This window comes from Novosphingobium sp. BF6 (assembly GCF_058273105.1).
On the sequence record NZ_CM177775.1, the window covers coordinates 2,792,517 to 2,809,837 of the forward strand.

The window sequence follows — 17,321 nt, forward strand, 5'->3', positions numbered from 1 at the left end:
CGCTTCCCGCTCCCGCTGGCCTGCCTTCATGCAATTCCTTCCGTATCGGCGGGTTTCGCCGCCACTGCAGCCGCCGCCGCGCGGTGGCGGCGGGCGCGGTGCTTGCGCCCGATCCAGTAGCGCCAGAACCAGATCGTCAGGAAATAGCTGACGAAAGCGGCGACGACCGACTGGATGAACAGGCCGATGACGACGGCGGGCGCGGTGTCCGACAACAGCCAGTTGCGCCACTGCGCCAGGCCCGCGCCTTCGCGCACCATGGCCTCCACTGTGGCGATGTCGGCGTGGTAGCCGAAGCTGTTGCCGATCGCGACCGCCAGCGGCAGGATGATGAGCAGCGTCGTCACCGGATTGGAAATGAAGGTGATCGCGGCGGCGAGCGGGATATTGCCGCGAAACGGCACGCACATGAGCGCCGCGCCGACGATCTGGACGCCGGGAATCAGCGCGAAGATGCCGATGAACATGCCCACCGCCACGCCGCGCGGCACCGAGCGGCGGGTGAAGCGGAACAGTTCGGGGCGGCGCGTGAACGGCGCCGTGAAGCGATTCGCCTCAAGCTGCGCATGGGTGGGCATCTGGCCGTGCAGCCAGGCACCCAGCCGGTGCAGCAGCGCGCTCACTTGTGCTCGCGCAGGATGCGGCCCTGCTCCCGCTTCCAGTCGCGTTCCTTGATCGTATTGCGCTTGTCCGCCGCATTCTTGCCCTTGGCCAGCGCCAGTTCGACTTTCGCGCGGCCCCGGCCGTTGAAGTAGATCGACAGCGGCACCAGGGTCATGCCCTTGCGCTCCACCGAGCCCTGGAGACGGGAAATTTCCCGCTCGTGCAGCAGCAGCTTGCGCGGGCGCTTGGGCACGTGGTTGTAGCGGTTGCCGTGGCTGAATTCCGGTACGTTGGAGTTCACCAGCCAGCATTCGCCGTTCTTGACCTCGGCGTAGGCCTCCGCGATCGAGCCTTCGCCGAACCGCAGCGACTTCACCTCGGTGCCGGTCAGCGCGATGCCGGCCTCGAAGGTTTCCTCGATGTGGTACTCGAAGCGGGCCCTGCGGTTTTCCGCGACGCTCTTGTGCTTGTCGAATGTCTTGTGCTGCGGACGTGCCATGATGTCCCGGCATGTAGGGATTCGCGCGCAAAAAGGAAACGCCCCGTTTGCGCGATTTCGTCATGCCGTGAACGATCGGCGGTCGGACCGCCGGCATGAAAGCATTTTAACCGCGATGGCGCCGAATATTGCCCTTGCCAAAGAACCCCACCGATTTGAATAGTCGGGAACAAACGGGGGAAATCCACAGTGCGCCTGATACTTCGGTCGGCTCTTCCGGCCGCCTTGCTGATTGCCGAATCCATAGTGCCCGCCGCCATGGCCGTGCCGGGCACGCCGCCGCCGCTCGATGCCTACGGCGAACTGCCGCAAGTCGAGGATGCCGCGCTCTCGCCGGACGGCACCTCGATCGCCAGCGTCACCCACACGGGCGGCGAACGCCGCGTCATCGTGCTCAAGAACAACGAAGTCGTGCTGAACGCCTCGTCCGGAACCACCAAGGTCCGCGCGATCGAATGGGCGGACAACGACACCGTGCTGCTCACCAACAGTGCCACCGTGCCGCTGTTCGGCTTCACCGCCGCCAAGTACGAAATGAACGGCACGATCATCCTGCCCCTGAAGCCGGGCGGCGAATCGGGCATGGTCTTCGCGAAGAACCAGGCGATCGCCAAGACCACGCGCGGTCGCTACGGCATACGCACGATCGACGGCCGCACGGTCGGCTATTTCGGCGGCATCGCGCTCGATGTCGAAGGCAGCCAGCCCCGCTGGCGCCATGGCCGCTCCACGCTCTATGCGGTGGACCTCAAGACCAACCGCGCCCGCGTCCTCGCCCAGCCCCCTTCGGAAGACCATTACCGGGACTGGCTGATCGACCGCAGCGGCAACGTTGCGGTCATCCTCGACATCTCGGAGACGAGCGGCACCTGGAAGATCAATGTCCCGCGCGGGGCGGAACTTGCGCGCGGGGTCGATCCGACCGGCAATGTCAGCCTGATCGCGTTCGGCAAGGGCGGCGCCACCGCAGTCTACGCGATCGAGGATGAGGACGGCGCCTCGCGCTGGTTCGAAGTGCCGCTGGCCGGCGGGGAAGCCAAGGAAATCCTCTACGATACCGGCATCGAACGTCTCTTCGTCGACCGCAGCAGCGGCGACATGATCGGCTATCGCACGCAGGGCGAAACGCCGCAGACGGTCATGGACGACCCTGCCCATCAAAGCGCCATCACCCGCATCTTCAAGGCCTTTTCCGGCCGCGAGGCGCATCTGATCGACTGGACGCCGGACTTTACGAAGGTGGTGGTGCGCACCACCGGCAACAAGGACAGCGGCACCTGGTATCTCGTAGACGTGCGCGCCAAGCGGGCCGATCCGATCGGCTACGAGCGCGCCGATATTCCGCCGGAGCAGGTCGGCGCGATCTCGGTCGTCGGCTACAAGGCGCAGGACGGCCTCGACATGGACGGCATCCTGACGCTGCCGCCCGGCCGCGAGGCGAAGAACCTGCCGGTGATCCTGCTGCCTCACGGCGGCCCCGCCGCGCATGACAAGGCGGAGTTCGACTGGTGGGCGCAGGCCTTCGCCTCGCGCGGCTATGCGGTGTTCCAGCCGAACTTCCGCGGTTCGACCGGACGCACCGATGCCTTCCGCCATGCCGGGGACGGCCAATGGGGCCGCAAGATGCAAACCGACATTTCGGACGGTCTCGCCGAACTGGCCAGACAGGGCATCGTCGACCCGAAGCGCGCCTGCATCGTCGGCGCGAGCTATGGCGGCTATGCGGCGTTGGCGGGCGTCACCCTGCAACAGGGGCTCTACCGCTGCGCGGTCTCGGTGGCGGGCGTGGCCGATCTCAAGCTGATGTATTCCACCGACATCCGCGAAAGCGGCGATTCTAAGATGCTTACCAAGTCGCTGCGCGAGCAGCTTGGCGATCCCAAGCTCTACGACGACGTGTCACCGCGCCGCTTCGCCGCGCGCGCCGATGCGCCGGTGCTGCTGATCCACGGCAAGGACGATACCGTCGTCGGCTACAAGCAGAGCCAGGTCATGGCCGATGCCCTGAAGGACGCCCGCAAGCCCTACGAATTCGTCACTCTGGCAGGGGAGGACCACTGGCTCTCGCGCGAGGAAACCCGCAAGCGGATGCTGTCGGAGGCCGTGCGCTTCGTTCAGAAGAACAATCCGGCGGATTAAAAAAGAACGTCGTCCCGGATCGGGTCCGGGACGACGGCATATTCAAGCTCAGACCAGTCCGGCGTGGACCAGCGCTTCGTCCACGGCGGTGCGGGCCTTGTCGCTGCACGGGACCAGCGGCAGGCGCAGTTCGTTCTCGATCCAGTCGTGGACTTGCGCCAGCGCGTACTTGCACGGCCCCGGCGAGCTGTCCTCGAACATCGCGTAGTGCAGCGGATAGAGCAGGTCGTTGAGGCGGCGCGCTTCCTCCAGGTCGTTGGCGGCGCAGGCCGCCTGGAACTCGGCGCAGAGCTTCGGCGCGACGTTCGCCGTCACCGAGATGCAGCCGACGCCGCCCGCCGCGTTGAACGGCAGCGCCAGCTCGTCGTCGCCGCAGAGCTGCACGAAGTCCTTGCCGATGCCCATGCGGTGGTCGGTCACGCGGCTGAGATCGCCGCTGGCATCCTTGATGGCGATGAAGCGATCGGGGAAGCGACGCGCCAGCTCGCAGACGGTTTCCGGCAGCAGGTCGGTGACGGTGCGGCCGGGCACGTTGTAGAGCACGATCGGCAGGTCGTTGTTTTCCGCCAGATAGGTAAAGTGGGCGAGCAGCCCTTCCTGGCTCGGGCGGTTGTAGTAAGGCGCCACCAGCAGCGCCGCCGAGGCGCCGCACTTCTTGGAGAAGTTCATGTGCAGCAGCGCATTCATCGTATCGTTGCTGCCGCAGCCGGCGATCACCGGCACGCGTCCGGCCGCCTGCTCGACGCAGAGTTCGATGACGCGGTGGTGTTCGGCGTTCGAAAGCGTCGAATTTTCGCCGGTCGTGCCGCAGGGAACGAGCGCCGAGGAGCCCGATTCGATCTGCCAGTCCACGAGTCGCCGAAAGGCCTGTTCATCGAACGCTCCGTCGCGAAACGGTGTAACAAGCGCTGGAATGGAACCCGAGAACATGGACTTTACCTCACCGGATGTTCAATGATCGAGCCCGACGGACCCGATGTTCAGCGCCTGATAAGGAGCCTTTTCCCAAAATGTCCAGCATGCAGCGTGTCGCCCCCCTCGTCTTGCTTGCTTCGACCGCCGCATTCGGCATCGCTTTCGGGACCCCCGCAGCCGCACAGGACGGCCGCGAATGGGACCTCGCGAAGGCGCGTTCCATGCAGTCGCACGACATGGCCGTCCACCAGTCGATCGACCGCTGGCGCCAGCTCGTGGCGTCGGACGGGTTCGATTTCGGAAGCTATTCCAGCTTCCTGCTGACGTATCCCGGCTATCCGCAGGCCGACAAGATTCGCGGCTCCGCCGAACGCGCGCTGGTGAGCCAGTCGCCCGACGCCAATTCCGTGGTCGCGTTCTTCACCCGCTATCCGCCGCTCTCGAACCAGGCCGCGGGACGCTATGCCACGGCGCTAAGCACCTTGCGCCGTCCCGATGCCCAGCAGCGCGCGCTCGCCGCCTGGCGCGGCGGCACCCTGGCGCCGAGCGATGAGGCAGCCATCCTCGCGACCTGGCGCGGCGCCCTCACGACAGCCGACCACGATACCCGCATGGACCGCCTGCTCTGGCAGGGCGAGACCTCGCAGGCCGAGCGGCAGATCTCCTTCGTCTCCGCCGAACGCCGCGCGCTGTTCATGGAGCGGCTGACGATGCTGCAAGGCTCGCCTCCCGGCACCCTGGGCCTGACCTTGACGCCTCAGATGAACGCCGATGCGGGCTATATCTACGCCCGCGCCGTCCAGGCCCGCAAGACCGGCAACCTGCCCGCCGAAATCGCCCTGCTCGCGAATCGCCCCACCCTGACGACCCCGGTGCCCGAGCCGGAAAAGTGGGTGCGCGAACTGCTCACCGCCGCCAAGGGCGCGGGCGCGGATTCGGCAGTGCGGATCGCGGGCGGCATCGACGACGCCTTCGCCCCCGGCACCGACATCAGCCAGCTCTCGTTCCGCCTGCGCGACGACTACACCACGCTGGTCTGGCTGGGCGGCACCAAGGCGCTCTGGCAACTGGGCGACGCCCGCCGCGCCGCGCCGCTGTTCTACCGCTACGGCGCCGCCGCGCAGACGCCGGGCACGCGCTCCAAGGGCTTCTACTGGGCAGGCCGCGCGCTCGCCAAGGCCGGGGACACCGCAGGCGCCAACCGCTACTTCCAGATGGCCGCCGCCTATCCGCACTACTTCTACGGCCAGCTCGCGCTCGAACGGCTGGGTCGCCCGCTGCCCGACCTCGACACCCGCCCGCGCGCCGTGCCCACCCAGGCCGAACGCAGCGCCTTCTTCGCCAGGCCGCTGACCAATGCCGTGCGCGACGTCGCCCGCGACGGCGACTGGCGCACCACCGTCCAGTTCTTCCGCGAGATCTCCGACCAGGCCCAGAGCGAGAGCGACCACGTTCTCGTCGCCGAACTCGCCCGCGACATCGGCCGCCGCGACCTCGCTGTGATCCTCGGCCAGAGCGCCCACGGCGACGGCTACCAGGACTTCGGCCAGATCGCCTACCCGCTGATCCCGGTGCCGCCGGGCGCCGACTTCGCCATGGTCCACGCCCTCACCCGGCAGGAAAGCCAGTTCGCCCAGAACGCGCTCAGCCACGCCGGGGCGCGCGGCCTGATGCAGCTCATGCCCGCCACCGCGCGCGAACAGGCAGGCAAGCTCGGCCTCGCCTACGACCAGAACCAGCTGGTCAGCGACGCCACCTACAACATCCGCCTCGGCGACGCCTACTTCACCCGCATGCGCAACTACTTCGGCGGCTCGCTGCCGCTGGCAGTGGGCGCCTATAACGCAGGCGCAGGCAATGTGAACAAGTGGCTCGCGGCCAACGGCGATCCGCGCACCGGAGCGGTCGACTGGATCGACTGGCTGGAGCAGATCCCGATCTACGAGACCAAGAACTACATCCAGCGCGTGCTGGAGAACGCCGTGGTCTATGAGTCGATGTATCCGACCCAGTCGGGCTATCGCGGAAATACGCCGCTTACGCAGTTGATCGGGAAGCGGGCGCCGGGGTGAAGGTTTAAGGGAAGAAGCAGGGGTTAACACCCCTGCACCCCAATACCGTCCAAGTCACGCGGACCAACAGCCTCGTGCGCCCATGGTCTCGTCGGGAGACTTATTGGCTGCGCCGCAAGGAGCGCTCTACGGTTAGGTCGCGCGCGACGCTGACATTTTGAGGGTCTGGGGGATCATCCCCCAGGACTTCTTCCTTATTGCCCCTTAACCCTGAACAACCCCGCTCCATGCGAAGCAAGCCGCGCCGAAACGCGCCCTTCGACCTGGCCAAGGTCCTTGCCCTCCCACAGATCGCGCACCGTTGCCTTGCCACCGAGACCAAGCAGCGAGAGCGCCACACTTACCTCGCGCGGCTGGTCGGACAGGTTGAACAGCGCCACGTAGCGATCCGCGCTGCCCTCCGCGCGCGCGGTCCAAACCTTGGTGCCGTCGTCGAGGAACAGCGGAGCGTTGTCGGTGCTCGACTGGTTCACCGCCAGCACCTCGCGGTTGGTCAACAGCGCTAGTGTCGGTGCGTCGAGGTGGCGCAGGTCGCCGCCCATGATCAGCGGCGAGCGGGCGATCGACCAGAGCGTCATCAGCGTGCGCTGTTCGTCGGGGGTGAAGCGGGTGTCGCGGTCGCCTAGGGCGAGGCGGCCGAGGGGGAGCATGTCGGCGTCGGGCCAGGAGCCGGGGCCGCGGAACGGCGTCCAGTTTTCGAGGCGAGTGAACTGGGCGTGGAGCTGCGCCCATTCGTCCCAGAAGTCGTCGGAGATGCGCCACATCTGCGCGTGCTGGCGGACGTGGGCGCCGCGCAGGACGGGGGTTTCGCCGGGGGAGAGGCTGAGCACGATGGGGCGCCCGCAGCGGGCGATGGCCTTGGCGGCGGCCTCGATCTCCGGCGCGTGGGCGTCGTAGGGGCGGCTCATGTCGTCCATCTTGACGAAATCGACGCCCCACGAGGCGTAGAGTTTGAACACGCTGTCGTAGTATTCCTGGGCGCCGGGCTTGCTCATGTCGACGCCGTACATGTCGGGGTTCCATGAGCACACGCTGGAGATATCGGCGATGTCCTGCGCGCGCAGCTTGGTGCCGAGCACGGGGAGGTTGAGCTTCACCGCGTGGCGCGGGATGCCGCGCATGACGTGGATGCCGAACTTCATGCCCATGGCGTGGACTTTGGCGGAAAGCGGCGCGAAGCCCTTGCCGCCTTTGGACGAGGGGAAGCGGTTCGGGGCGGGGATCACCCGGCCATGGGCGTCGAGCGCCGGGACCGGGTTGGCGTTGTAGGTGTAGCTGCTCGCCTCCGGCTCGTACCACTGGATATCGACGGTGAAGACGTCGTAGCCGAAGGGCAGCAGTTTCTCGCGCATGATCGCGGCGGTTTCGAGGGCCTGTGCTTCGGTGATGGTTCCGGCGAAGCTGTTCCAGCTGTTCCAGCCCATTGGCGGGCGCGGCGCGAGCGCGGCACCGGGCGCGGGTTCGAGGGTCGTCGAAGGAGCAGTGGCCCCCGCACCGGCCTTGGCGGCAAGCCCGGCCAGCGGCGCGGAAGCGGCGGCGAGCAGCGCGGTGCGGCGTGAAAATTCCATGATCTGTCCTTGCTCCCAATTCTTGGACCGTTCTTTTGTCGGACTAATAGGGCCTGCGCAAGGTGGTGGAGGAGGCATCGTGGGACTTGGCCGCACCGGCAATGCTTTATAAGGATCAGGCCATGAAACCCGCCGGTCCTCCGATCTCGCCTTCAGGCATGGCCGCCCTGCGCGCCCGCTACGACCACTTGCTCGGCAAGGAACGCCCGGAGATCGTCGAGATCGTGTCCTGGGCGGCAGGGAACGGCGACCGCTCGGAGAACGGCGACTATCTCTACGGCCGCAAGCGCATGCGCGAGATCGACCGCGAACTGGGCTACCTCGCCCGCCGGATGAAAGCGCTGCGGGTGGTGAACCCGGCGGACCAGACCGAGCGCGGCAAAGTCTTCTTCGGCGCCACGGTGACGATCGCCGACGAGGACGACGTCCACAAGACCCTGACCATCGTCGGCGACGACGAGCAGGACGCGGCGAAAGGCCTGATCGGCTGGAGCGCCCCCCTCGCCCGCGCCCTGCGCGGCGCCGCCGTGGGCGACCTTAAGATGGTCCGCCTGCCCTCGGGCGAGAAGGAATGGGAAGTCATGGAGATCGAGTACCCGGTCCGGTGACTTTCCGCTTCCCTGCACTTGCTCTGACGATTGCGGGCTGCCTCATCGCGCTGCCCATCGCACCCGCGCTCGCCCGCGAGAGCCTTGGCATCTACGCAGGCTGGGGCGCGTTTCGCGATCCGGTGATCCCGCGCTGCTATGCCATCGCCATGGCCGAGCCGAACGCGGCGGCGCGCGAGTACCAGCCTTTCGCGGCGGTCGGCACCTGGCCCCGGCGCGGGGCGCGTGGGCAAGTGCATTTCCGGCTCTCGCGGCGGCTGGCTCAGGGTGCGCAAGTCACTCTGTCGCTGGGCGGGCAGCGCTTCGTTCTCGCGGCGGGCGAAGGCGATGCCTGGGGGCGGGACGAGAAGGACAATGCCGCCATCGTCGCCGCCATGCGCTCGGCGCCGCGCATGACCGTTACCGCGCGGGACCGGCAGGGGCGGCGCTTCGTCAATGCCTGGGCGCTCTCGGGCGCCGCTTCGGCGATGGATGCCGCGCTGATCGGCTGCGCCAAGCTGCAATAGCGCGCGGTTGGGATGTCCGCTTGCCCCTCTCCACCCGCTCAGGCTGAGCTTGTCGAAGCCCCCGGCGGCGGGGCGCTGTGGCTCCCATCCTTCGACAGGCTCAGGATGAGCGGAGTGGGTGAGGAGAGGTTTGGGGACAGGTAAGCCGCCCCCGCCTGCCCACGAAAAAGGGCGGGAACTTTCGTCCCCGCCCTCTTCCTCATCGTCGCTCGCTCAGAAGCGCACGCCGGCGCCGACCATGACCTGGTGACGGTCGGTGTCGAGATTGAAGCGGGTGCCGTCCGGAACGTCGCCGGTGTAGTCGATCTCGCCCTTGCTGTAGTTCGAGTAGCGGTATTCGAGCTTCACGAAGGCGTTGTTCGTCACCGCCTGCTCCACGCCCGCGCCGATGCGCCAGCCGTCGGCATCGATGTCGCGGTTGGTCTCGACCGTGCCGAAAGTGCTGCGCACGTCGAACTTGGCATTGGTGTAGCCGCCCTTTGCATAGACCATCGTGGTCGGCGTGACGACATAACCGAGGCGGGCGCCGACGTAGAGGTCGCGGTTGGTCTTGACGTTGCCGATGCCGAAGCCTTCGAAATCGCCGTCGTTGAACTTGGTCTTGGCGGTGGACCAGGTCACTTCGGCCTCGGGACCGAAGACCAGGTTGCCCGAGCGGAAGTCGTAGCCCGCGCCAACACCGTAGGCGAAGCCGTCGATCGATTGGTCGTTGTCGACATTGACGTCGTCATCGACGCTGCTGCCGGCCTTGGTCACGTCGTAACCGGCAAGCGCCTCGACGTGGAAGCCCGAGAAAGGCTGCGCGGGGCCGGTGTCCTGCGCCATGACGGGGACCGAGGCGAGTGCCGAACCGGCGGCGAGGCAGACGAGAATGTTCTTCATGTGATGCTCCATTCCTTGTTCTTTTCGGCGGGCATCCGTTTCGGCGACCGGCCCGTCCGGACTGGTCAAATGTTCGTCATAGGGGGCCGGTTTCCTGAACCTAACACAACGAAAATGCTGATGTTTTTCGGCCACACTTGATCGACGGAGCGCCTTCCGCGAGCGTCCGGCGGCGGGAACTCCAGAGGCTATTGCGGGGTTCGCGTGGGCTCGTCTGCGCGCGCATCTTCCGTTTTCGCCCCGGATGCACTATATGGCCGCCCAATCATGACAGACGCGACCCAGACCCTTCCCGGCGCCAACGGCGCTGCCCCGATGCCGATCCCGGGCCATATCGACCCCGTGCCGGTGCCCCGCCCGAACCTCGTGGACGGCGTGACCCCGCGCGAGGACGGCCGCCTGGACCTGATCGGCCTGCCCAAGAAGCGGATCGCGGAACTGTTCGAAGGCGCCGGTCTCGACGCCAAGGCCGCCAAGCTGCGCGCCAAGCAGGTCTACCACTGGCTCTACCACCGCGGCGTCACCGAGTTCGAGGCGATGACCGATATCGCCAAGACCATGCGCCCCTGGCTCGCCGAGCGCTTCGTGATCGGTCGTCCGGAAATCGTCGAGGCCCAGCATTCCAGCGACGGCACCCGCAAGTGGCTGCTGCGCACGGCGGACGCGCACGACTTCGAGATGGTGTTCATCCCCGACGCCGACCGCGGCACACTCTGCGTCTCCTCGCAAGTCGGCTGCACGCTCAACTGCCGCTTCTGCCACACCGGCACCATGCGCCTCGTGCGCAACCTGACGGTGGGCGAGATCGTCGGCCAGGTCATGCTGGCGCGCGATACGCTGGGCGAATGGCCCAAGGGCCGCATGGACTTCGCCTTCGCGGATGGCGTGGATGGTGCGGAAATCAGGGGGGCGGATGCCGCCGACGACGAGGAGGAAGGCAGCTACACCTCCGACGGCCGCCTGCTCACCAACATCGTGATGATGGGCATGGGCGAGCCGCTCTACAATTTCGACAATGTGCGCGATGCGCTCAAGCTGGTGATGGACGGTGACGGCCTTGCCCTGTCGAAGCGCCGCATCACCCTCTCGACCTCGGGCGTGATCCCGCAGATGGCCCGCTGCGGCGAGGAAATCGGCGTGAACCTGGCGGTCTCGCTCCACGCGGTGACCAAGGAAGTCCGCGACGAGATCGTGCCGGTCAACAAGAAGTACGGCATCGAGGACCTGCTCCAGGCCTGCGCCGACTATCCGGGCGCCTCGAACGCGCGCCGCATCACTTTCGAGTATGTGATGCTCAAGGACAAGAACGACAGCGACGCCGACGCGCACGAACTCGTCCGCCTGCTGAAGAAGTACAACCTTCCGGCCAAGGTCAACCTGATCCCGTTCAACCCCTGGCCCGGCGCGCAGTACGAATGCTCGACGCCGGAGCGGATCAGGACATTCTCGGACATCGTGTTCAAGGGCGGTATCTCCGCCCCGGTGCGCACCCCGCGCGGGCGCGACATCGATGCGGCCTGCGGCCAGCTCAAGACCGCCGCCGAGAAGAAAAGCCGCGCCGAACTGGAGCGTCTCTACGCCGAGAAGGAAAAGGAACTCGGGTAAGGTTCAGGCCGATCCCTCCGCTTTGAAATTACGCATTTGGCGCGGGATCGAAGCGACCCTAGAGAGGGCGGAGATCGACTGAGAGGACCTGGAATGACCGAAACCCTGCCCCCGACTTCGGCCGAAGGCAGCGAACGCCTGCGCGGCATGATCCGCGTGCCGGGCGGCACTTTTTCGATGGGATCGGAAAACTTCTACCCGGAGGAAGCGCCGCTGCGCAAAGTCGCCGTGGACGCTTTCTGGATCGACGAGGCTCCGGTCACCAACCGCGACTTCGCCCGCTTCGTCGCAGCGACCGGCTATACGACCGTGGCCGAGATCGCGCCCGATCCCAAGGACTATCCCGGCATGCCGCCCGAGATGGCGCAGGCCGGATCGCTGGTGTTCCGCAAGACCGCGACCCCGGTGGATACCACCAATCCCGCCAATTGGTGGAACTTCGAATTCGGTGCGGACTGGCGCCATCCGCTGGGTGCAGACAGCGATGTCGAGGCGCTCGATCTCTGGGATCATCCCGTGGTCCACGTCGCCTACGCCGATGCCGAGGCCTATGCGCGGTGGGCAGGCAAGGACCTCCCCACCGAAGCCGAGTTCGAATTCGCGGCCAAAGGCGGCCTCGATGACGCGGATTACGCATGGGGCGACGAACTCGCGCCCGAAGGCCGGATGATGGCGAACTACTGGCAGGGGCTGTTCCCCTTCGCCAACCAGTGCCTCGACGGCTGGGAACGCACTTCGCCGGTGCGCAGCTTCCCGGCCAACGGCTACGGCCTGTACGATATGATCGGCAATACCTGGGAATGGACGCGGGACTGGTGGTCCGAGCGGCCCGAGGCGCCGAAGAAGTCCGGCGGCTCCTGCTGCGCGATCAGCAATCCCAAGGGCGCGAAGCTGAAGGAAAGTTTCGACCCGGCCCAGCCGCTGGTGAAGATCGGCCGCAAGGTCATCAAGGGCGGTTCGCATCTCTGCGCGGCGAACTATTGCCAGCGCTATCGCCCCGCCGCGCGCCATCCCGAGATGATCGACACGGCAACCACGCATATCGGCTTCCGCTGCGTCGTTCGGGAAAAGTAGAACCCTGTTCCAGTGGCCGGCCGAGACTTCGGCCGGCCCCCTGTTCTTTGCCCCGCGGCCCGCCTTAGCGGGCGATAGCCAGCGCCACCGGCGCGCGGACGGTTTCCTCGACCGGCACGTAGTCGCCGGTTTCGCGGAAATCGCCGCCATGGGTGATGAGTCCCTGGTTGACCGCCCAGATCGCCGCCTGGGTGCGGTTCTGCACCATCAGCTTGCGCAGGATCGCCTTGACGTGGACCTTCACGGTCGCCTCGCTGATGTCGAGGCGATAGGCGATAACCTTGTTGGGATAGCCCATGACCAGGCAGCGCAGCGTGTCGATCTCGCGTTCGGAAAGCAGCTCGCTGAGCTGGACCTGCACTTCGGCCTTGCCCTCGGCGATGATCTGCTTCTGCGGCAGGTGCTGGAGCAGCGCGCTCGGCAATACCTTTTCACCTTGGTTAACCAATCGCAGCGACTCGATCAGCGGTTCGGAGCCGATTTCCTTCAGCAGGAAGGCATGGGCGCCGAGCTGGAAGGCCTCCACCATCTGGCCGAAGTCGAATTCGTCGGTCAGCAGCACCGCCCGCATCTGCGGATGGCGTTCCTTCATGGCGGGAAGGCATTCGAGCAGGTCGCCGCAGGTTCCCATGTCGAAAACCGTGAGGCCCACCGGCGGCATGTTACTGTCGCTGAGCACCGCGTCACAGTCCTTGAAGAACCGGGTGCACTTGAATTCGCACTTGTCGAGGATCTTGCAGATCCCCTCCCTTACGAGGGAGTTGAAACCGACAATGCTCACGGACACTTCATCAAAAGTCGACATCGTCTTTCTCTCCTGAATAACGGAAATACGGACGACCCATTGTCTTTTTTTCATTTTTTTGGGGCAGATACCGTCAAGCGGATGCGCAGGACGGATCGGCCAAGGATTTCACCTAAGGAAATCCCATATCAGAAAATCAACGACAATCGCCGGATGACCGTGCCAGAAATGGCGAGCCCCCTTTGTATGCCCCCTATTTCCACCCACTCCTTAGGTAGATCATCTTAGAACATATCCTCGTCTTCAAGTCGAGGGGGCGCCGTGGTGCAATTGAGACCCCTAACAGTCATTACGATATTTCCAAATTCCTCCTTTGATCAGTGGGATAACCACGCTTTCCAAAATTTCATTCTGGGCTTGCGGGAGTCGAACGTATAATTCTGGTACACTCTACCCCAAAAGAGGTAGGTAATGGATTAAGTTCTATTTTTTCAATCGGTTAACTTACAAGAGTTAGCTACCCCCTTGTGAAGCGCCGCCTGTCAAGGTGAATCGGCTTCAACTTTTCCCACCCATCGGCACCGTCCGATTCCCTGCCAAGCCAGCATTTCCGCGGCGCGACTCGCCGTTTCCTTGCAATCGACTGCGCCGCCCGCGACAAGCGGCGTGGCGTATGGAAATTCGCGCCTTCATTGCAGCAGATCGGAGCAGGTACGCAGCGGGCATCGGAATTCGATCGCGGGGTTATGCGGCACTGCGGTATGGGGCATACGCTCCGAACATCTCTGCTTATTCGGTAAACTAACCTGACTTCCGTTTGCGGCTTTCCATTCCCGTTTTACAGCGCAGCGGAGGACCGCCTGTGCGATCGCGCATGAGGCGCCCGCGACGGCTCAGGAAAAGTATTCATCTACTATACAGGGGAATACCCTCCGAATAATCCGGAGTTGTGCTTGCCAGACGCGGGAGAACAACCGTCCGTTATTTTGGCGAGATCGCGCTTTGGGCGGAAAATCGCTGCGCCGGGCAGACTTCAGCGCTCGATGGCGCGGACCAGCACGAAGCCCTCGGCGGCTTCGGCAAAGACCGTCGATCCGCGTAGACGGGCCAGCGCCTCGATGGTGATGAGCGATCGCTCGTCGGGAAAGTCGCGGAGCTGGCTTTCGAACATTGCGAAGGCATCCAGCTTGCGTTGCAGCGTGGCGGCGATGTCGATGTGGACGTTGGGCACGAAAGGCGGGGTCAGCGGCGCCGCGTACCAGTTGGTCTCGGACAGCGTCTCGTAGGCGAGCACCCGCGTCGGCACCGTGCGGTCGCGCGGGCGGGCCGCGACCATCGCGGCGAGGAACGCCAGCTGATGGTCCTGATGGATGTCCCCCAGGAACGGCACGAAGAGCGTGTCCGGCTGCACCGCGCGCACCACCCGGCCGAGCGCGGCATTGAGTTCGGCGGCAGGCACGATGTCGAGCGAGGCGGCCGGAAAATCCAGCATGTGCACTTCGCCGACGCCGATATGTTCGTGCGCCCGGCGCATCTCCGCCTGGACCTTTGCCACGCCCTCTTCCGAGAAGGCCGGAGGCCGTCCGCTGGTGACGACCACGACCTGCACGTCCATCCCCGCCGCCGCCATGCGCGCCATCGTGCCGCCGCAGCCGAGGATCTCGTCATCGGGATGCGGCGCGACGACCAGCACCTTTCCATAGTGATCGAGAGGCACCGGTTATCCTTTCAGCACGGCATGGAGGGCCGGAGGCTTGCCCTCGGCAAGCTCCCAGTCGGTCAGTTCGAGAAGGCCATCGCCGGTCTGCACGGTCAGGAGGCCGTCGCGGCTGGCCATGACCTGACCCGGAATGGCGTGGTGCCGCTCGCCGCCGCCGACCGGGCGGGTCGCCCAGACCGTCAGCTTGCGCCCGGAAACATGGGTGAAGGCGCCCGGATAGGGCCGCCCCACCGCGCGGACGAGGCGGTCGATGGCGACTGCCGGATCGCGCCAGTCGATCAGCCCGTCGGCGGGGGTGCGCCTGGTCGCCCAGGTGGCATAGCGCTCGTCCTGCACCTCGCGCGGCTGCTCGCCTGCCGCCAGCCGGGGCAGCGCCGTGCGCAGCATCGCGCGCAGGGCGTCCATGTGCTTGTCATAGAGGCTTTGGGCGGTCTCGTCGCGAGCCAAGTGGAAGTAATGCTGGTCGAGGATGTCGCCGTCGTCGGTGCCTTCCGCGATCCAGAACAGGCTGGAGGCGGAGATCGGCTCGTCCAGCAGGATCGTCCAGGGAATCGCCGCCCGCCCGCGCAGGCGCGGCAGCGGTGCCGGATGATAGCCGATCGCGCCTTTCGCAGCGATCGACAGGAACTCCGGCCCGACGATCTGCGACCAGCCGACCACGAAGACATAGTCCGGCCGCTCGGCGCGGACCTGTTCGAGAACCTCGGGATCGTTGGTGCGCGCGATCGGGAACAGCCGCGCCCCGGCCTGCTCGGCAAACGGCGCCATGTCCACGAGGTCGGAATGGCGCCCGTGGAGTTCGGGCGGCAGGGTTCCGACCATGGTCAGGTCCCAGTCCGCCGCAGCGGCGAGTTCTTCCACGAGGACCTGGGTACTTCCCACGGCCCCGATCACGACAGCCCGCATTTGCCCCCTCCCGATCTCAGCCCGCCACCGCCCGCGAAGGCCCGGCGCTGTGCACGGGGGCGGTTTCGGGCGGAAGGTCGTCACTGGGCGAAGGCTGCGTGCGGATCGTCGCCGGTTCGTTCCAGGGTTCGCGCAGGAGGTCCATCTCGTCGAGCAACTGGTGGTTCACCTTGCGCACGTCGTAGATCTTCTCGGCAAGGTCGCGCGAACGGGCGGCCATGCTCGTCACCAGCGACGGCGCCTCGATGAAGCGCTGCATCGCCGCCTTGAGCGCACCCACGTCGCGCGGCGCCACCAGGAAGCCGTTCTCCCCCTCGATCACCGGTTCGCGGCAGCCGGGCATGTCGGTGGTGATGATCGGACGCCCGGTCGCCATGGCTTCGAGGATCGTGCGCGGCAGGCCCTCGCGGTAGTAGGAGGGCAGCACGAAGACCGAGCTGCTGGCCAGATAGGGCCGCACGTCGCTGGTGCCGGGAATGAACTGGACCGGGAACTGGCGCGCCAGCCGGGCGCATTCCACTTCGTCGATCCCGGTGGGATTGGCCCGCTCGTAATGGCCGAGCACGCAGAACTCGACTTCCGGATGATCGAGCTTGAGCTGCCGCGCCGCCTCGACGAATTCGTAGATGCCCTTGTCGCGCATCAGGCGGCCGACCAAGAGGAAGCGCAGGCGTCCGCGCGGCAATGGTTCCAGGCGGAAGCGGTCGAGATCGACGCCCGAGCCGGGCACCTGGATCACGTTCTGGCGCGGGGAAACGATGCCGAGGTCGATCATGTCCTGCCGGTCGTCGGCATTGAATACGAAGACCCCGCGCGCCCGGCGCACCGACTCGCGATAGAGCCGCGTTACTGCCCAGCGCAGGCCCTTGCGTGCCTTGCTGTCCTCGCTAAAGACATAGCCGAGGCCCGACATCAGCGCGAAGAAGCGCGGCACGCAGAGCATCCGCGCGGCAATCCCGCCGTAGATTATCGGCTTCTGCGTATAGGCCAGCACGAGGTCCGGCTTTTCCGCCATCATCAGCTTCACATAAGCGGAGAGCAGCGCTGCGTCCTTCAGCGGATTGGTGCCGGTGCGCGCCATCGGCACGATCCGGAAGGCAACGCCCCAGGCGGACAGGTCCTGCTCCACGGCGGCATTCCGGTCGGGCGCCACGGCGACGACCTCGTGCCCGTTCGCTTTCAGCTCCCGCAGCAGCGCGCCCCGGAAATTGGTGAGCGAATAGGCCAGGCTGGAAAGGACGAGTATTTTCATGCGTGATCGAGCCCCAGGCTGACGGCCAGACTTACGGCCTGACTTGCGGATGGTGTGCCGTGAGGCAGCCACCACGCCCCCGCGTAAGTGCCCCCATCCCTTCGCCCTGAATGATGGCCCTCGGACCGCCGACCGCAAGCCGACTAATCGGCTGATAGCCCTTCGAGATGACCTGCGGCGATTAAGGGCGGGATAGCCGCCGCCCGGCCCGCTCCCTTTGGATCAGG

General features: G+C 65.9%; 15 protein-coding genes. 6 read left to right on the forward strand and 9 right to left on the reverse strand.

Annotated elements, in window-relative coordinates; all coding sequences use genetic code 11:
• Nucleotides 1-26: 26 nt before the first annotated feature.
• Both AC4D6D_RS13640 and smpB read right to left on the reverse strand, forming a co-directional pair.
• Nucleotides 27-623 carry a DUF2062 domain-containing protein gene (locus AC4D6D_RS13640; RefSeq protein ID WP_147218943.1) on the reverse strand — a complete coding sequence of 199 codons (597 nt, stop codon included), beginning with the start codon at nucleotides 621-623 and terminating at the stop codon, nucleotides 27-29.
• Nucleotides 620-1,102, reverse strand: coding sequence for an SsrA-binding protein SmpB (smpB, locus tag AC4D6D_RS13645; RefSeq protein WP_147218941.1), 483 nt, complete (start codon nucleotides 1,100-1,102; stop codon nucleotides 620-622). The genes AC4D6D_RS13640 and smpB overlap by 4 nt, the downstream gene beginning before the upstream one ends.
• A gap of 189 nt (nucleotides 1,103-1,291) precedes the next feature.
• Between smpB and AC4D6D_RS13650 the strand changes: the two genes are divergently transcribed.
• The gene (locus AC4D6D_RS13650) at nucleotides 1,292-3,241 is read left to right on the forward strand and encodes an alpha/beta hydrolase family protein (protein ID WP_491325721.1); all 1,950 of its coding nucleotides are present in this window, start codon (nucleotides 1,292-1,294) and stop codon (nucleotides 3,239-3,241) included.
• A 48-nt stretch (nucleotides 3,242-3,289) separates the two neighbouring features.
• Here the strand turns inward: AC4D6D_RS13650 and dapA are convergent, their stop codons facing one another.
• The gene (gene dapA, locus AC4D6D_RS13655; RefSeq protein ID WP_491325722.1) at nucleotides 3,290-4,171 is read right to left on the reverse strand and encodes a 4-hydroxy-tetrahydrodipicolinate synthase; all 882 of its coding nucleotides are present in this window, start codon (nucleotides 4,169-4,171) and stop codon (nucleotides 3,290-3,292) included.
• Between the two features lie 80 nt (nucleotides 4,172-4,251).
• On the opposite strand from dapA, the gene AC4D6D_RS13660 reads away from it, so the two are divergent.
• Nucleotides 4,252-6,228 carry a lytic transglycosylase domain-containing protein gene (locus AC4D6D_RS13660; RefSeq protein WP_491325723.1) on the forward strand — a complete coding sequence of 659 codons (1,977 nt, stop codon included), beginning with the start codon at nucleotides 4,252-4,254 and terminating at the stop codon, nucleotides 6,226-6,228.
• Between the two features lie 194 nt (nucleotides 6,229-6,422).
• Here the strand turns inward: AC4D6D_RS13660 and AC4D6D_RS13665 are convergent, their stop codons facing one another.
• Entirely contained in the window at nucleotides 6,423-7,796 is a 1,374-nt protein-coding gene (locus AC4D6D_RS13665; RefSeq protein ID WP_491325724.1) for a glycoside hydrolase family 27 protein, read from the reverse strand.
• 122 nt (nucleotides 7,797-7,918) lie between these two features.
• Here AC4D6D_RS13665 and greB point away from each other — a divergent pair, with 122 nt between their 5' ends.
• Nucleotides 7,919-8,404 (forward strand): transcription elongation factor GreB, encoded by a 486-nt coding sequence (gene greB / locus AC4D6D_RS13670; RefSeq protein WP_491325725.1) that lies wholly within the window; start codon nucleotides 7,919-7,921, stop codon nucleotides 8,402-8,404.
• Nucleotides 8,401-8,910 (forward strand): hypothetical protein, encoded by a 510-nt coding sequence (locus AC4D6D_RS13675; protein WP_491325726.1) that lies wholly within the window; start codon nucleotides 8,401-8,403, stop codon nucleotides 8,908-8,910. The genes greB and AC4D6D_RS13675 overlap by 4 nt, the downstream gene beginning before the upstream one ends.
• 213 nt (nucleotides 8,911-9,123) lie before the next feature.
• On the opposite strand, the gene AC4D6D_RS13680 is transcribed toward AC4D6D_RS13675, so the two are convergent.
• Nucleotides 9,124-9,792: an outer membrane protein gene (locus AC4D6D_RS13680; RefSeq protein ID WP_491325727.1), complete on the reverse strand. Its 669-nt coding sequence runs from the start codon at nucleotides 9,790-9,792 to the stop codon at nucleotides 9,124-9,126.
• A gap of 267 nt (nucleotides 9,793-10,059) precedes the next feature.
• Here AC4D6D_RS13680 and rlmN point away from each other — a divergent pair, with 267 nt between their 5' ends.
• Together rlmN and AC4D6D_RS13690 are read left to right on the forward strand one after the other, a co-directional pair.
• A complete protein-coding gene (gene rlmN, locus AC4D6D_RS13685) occupies nucleotides 10,060-11,397 on the forward strand; it encodes a 23S rRNA (adenine(2503)-C(2))-methyltransferase RlmN (RefSeq protein ID WP_491325728.1) in 1,338 nt (445 codons plus the stop codon).
• A gap of 147 nt (nucleotides 11,398-11,544) precedes the next feature.
• Nucleotides 11,545-12,471 carry a formylglycine-generating enzyme family protein gene (locus AC4D6D_RS13690; protein WP_491327251.1) on the forward strand — a complete coding sequence of 309 codons (927 nt, stop codon included), beginning with the start codon at nucleotides 11,545-11,547 and terminating at the stop codon, nucleotides 12,469-12,471.
• 64 nt (nucleotides 12,472-12,535) lie between these two features.
• Here the strand turns inward: AC4D6D_RS13690 and AC4D6D_RS13695 are convergent, their stop codons facing one another.
• The 4 genes from AC4D6D_RS13695 to AC4D6D_RS13710 all read right to left on the reverse strand — a co-directional run bounded on the left by AC4D6D_RS13695 (nucleotide 12,536) and on the right by AC4D6D_RS13710 (nucleotide 17,094).
• On the reverse strand, nucleotides 12,536-13,276 hold the full coding sequence (locus tag AC4D6D_RS13695; RefSeq protein ID WP_186829987.1) for a response regulator transcription factor: 741 nt from the start codon (nucleotides 13,274-13,276) through the stop codon (nucleotides 12,536-12,538).
• Between the two features lie 973 nt (nucleotides 13,277-14,249).
• On the reverse strand, nucleotides 14,250-14,933 hold the full coding sequence (locus AC4D6D_RS13700) for a PIG-L deacetylase family protein (RefSeq protein WP_491325729.1): 684 nt from the start codon (nucleotides 14,931-14,933) through the stop codon (nucleotides 14,250-14,252).
• Nucleotides 14,934-14,936: 3 nt separating this feature from the next.
• Entirely contained in the window at nucleotides 14,937-15,842 is a 906-nt protein-coding gene (locus tag AC4D6D_RS13705) for a methionyl-tRNA formyltransferase (RefSeq protein WP_491325730.1), read from the reverse strand.
• Between the two features lie 16 nt (nucleotides 15,843-15,858).
• Nucleotides 15,859-17,094 carry a glycosyltransferase family 4 protein gene (locus AC4D6D_RS13710; RefSeq protein WP_491325731.1) on the reverse strand — a complete coding sequence of 412 codons (1,236 nt, stop codon included), beginning with the start codon at nucleotides 17,092-17,094 and terminating at the stop codon, nucleotides 15,859-15,861.
• Between the last annotated feature and the right edge of the window lie 227 nt (nucleotides 17,095-17,321).

Bases quoted from the DNA above. Each gene is read 5' to 3' on its own strand.
- AC4D6D_RS13665 (WP_491325724.1), bottom strand. From the start codon at position 7,796: ATGGAATTTTCACGCCGCACCGCGCTGCTCGCCGCCGCTTCCGCGCCG.
- rlmN (WP_491325728.1), top strand. From the start codon at position 10,060: ATGACAGACGCGACCCAGACCCTTCCCGGCGCCAACGGCGCTGCCCCG.
- AC4D6D_RS13680 (WP_491325727.1), bottom strand. From the start codon at position 9,792: ATGAAGAACATTCTCGTCTGCCTCGCCGCCGGTTCGGCACTCGCCTCG.
- AC4D6D_RS13710 (WP_491325731.1), bottom strand. From the start codon at position 17,094: ATGAAAATACTCGTCCTTTCCAGCCTGGCCTATTCGCTCACCAATTTC.
- AC4D6D_RS13695 (WP_186829987.1), bottom strand. From the start codon at position 13,276: ATGTCGACTTTTGATGAAGTGTCCGTGAGCATTGTCGGTTTCAACTCC.
- dapA (WP_491325722.1), bottom strand. From the start codon at position 4,171: ATGTTCTCGGGTTCCATTCCAGCGCTTGTTACACCGTTTCGCGACGGA.
- smpB (WP_147218941.1), bottom strand. From the start codon at position 1,102: ATGGCACGTCCGCAGCACAAGACATTCGACAAGCACAAGAGCGTCGCG.
- AC4D6D_RS13660 (WP_491325723.1), top strand. From the start codon at position 4,252: ATGTCCAGCATGCAGCGTGTCGCCCCCCTCGTCTTGCTTGCTTCGACC.
- AC4D6D_RS13690 (WP_491327251.1), top strand. From the start codon at position 11,545: ATGATCCGCGTGCCGGGCGGCACTTTTTCGATGGGATCGGAAAACTTC.
- AC4D6D_RS13705 (WP_491325730.1), bottom strand. From the start codon at position 15,842: ATGCGGGCTGTCGTGATCGGGGCCGTGGGAAGTACCCAGGTCCTCGTG.
- greB (WP_491325725.1), top strand. From the start codon at position 7,919: ATGAAACCCGCCGGTCCTCCGATCTCGCCTTCAGGCATGGCCGCCCTG.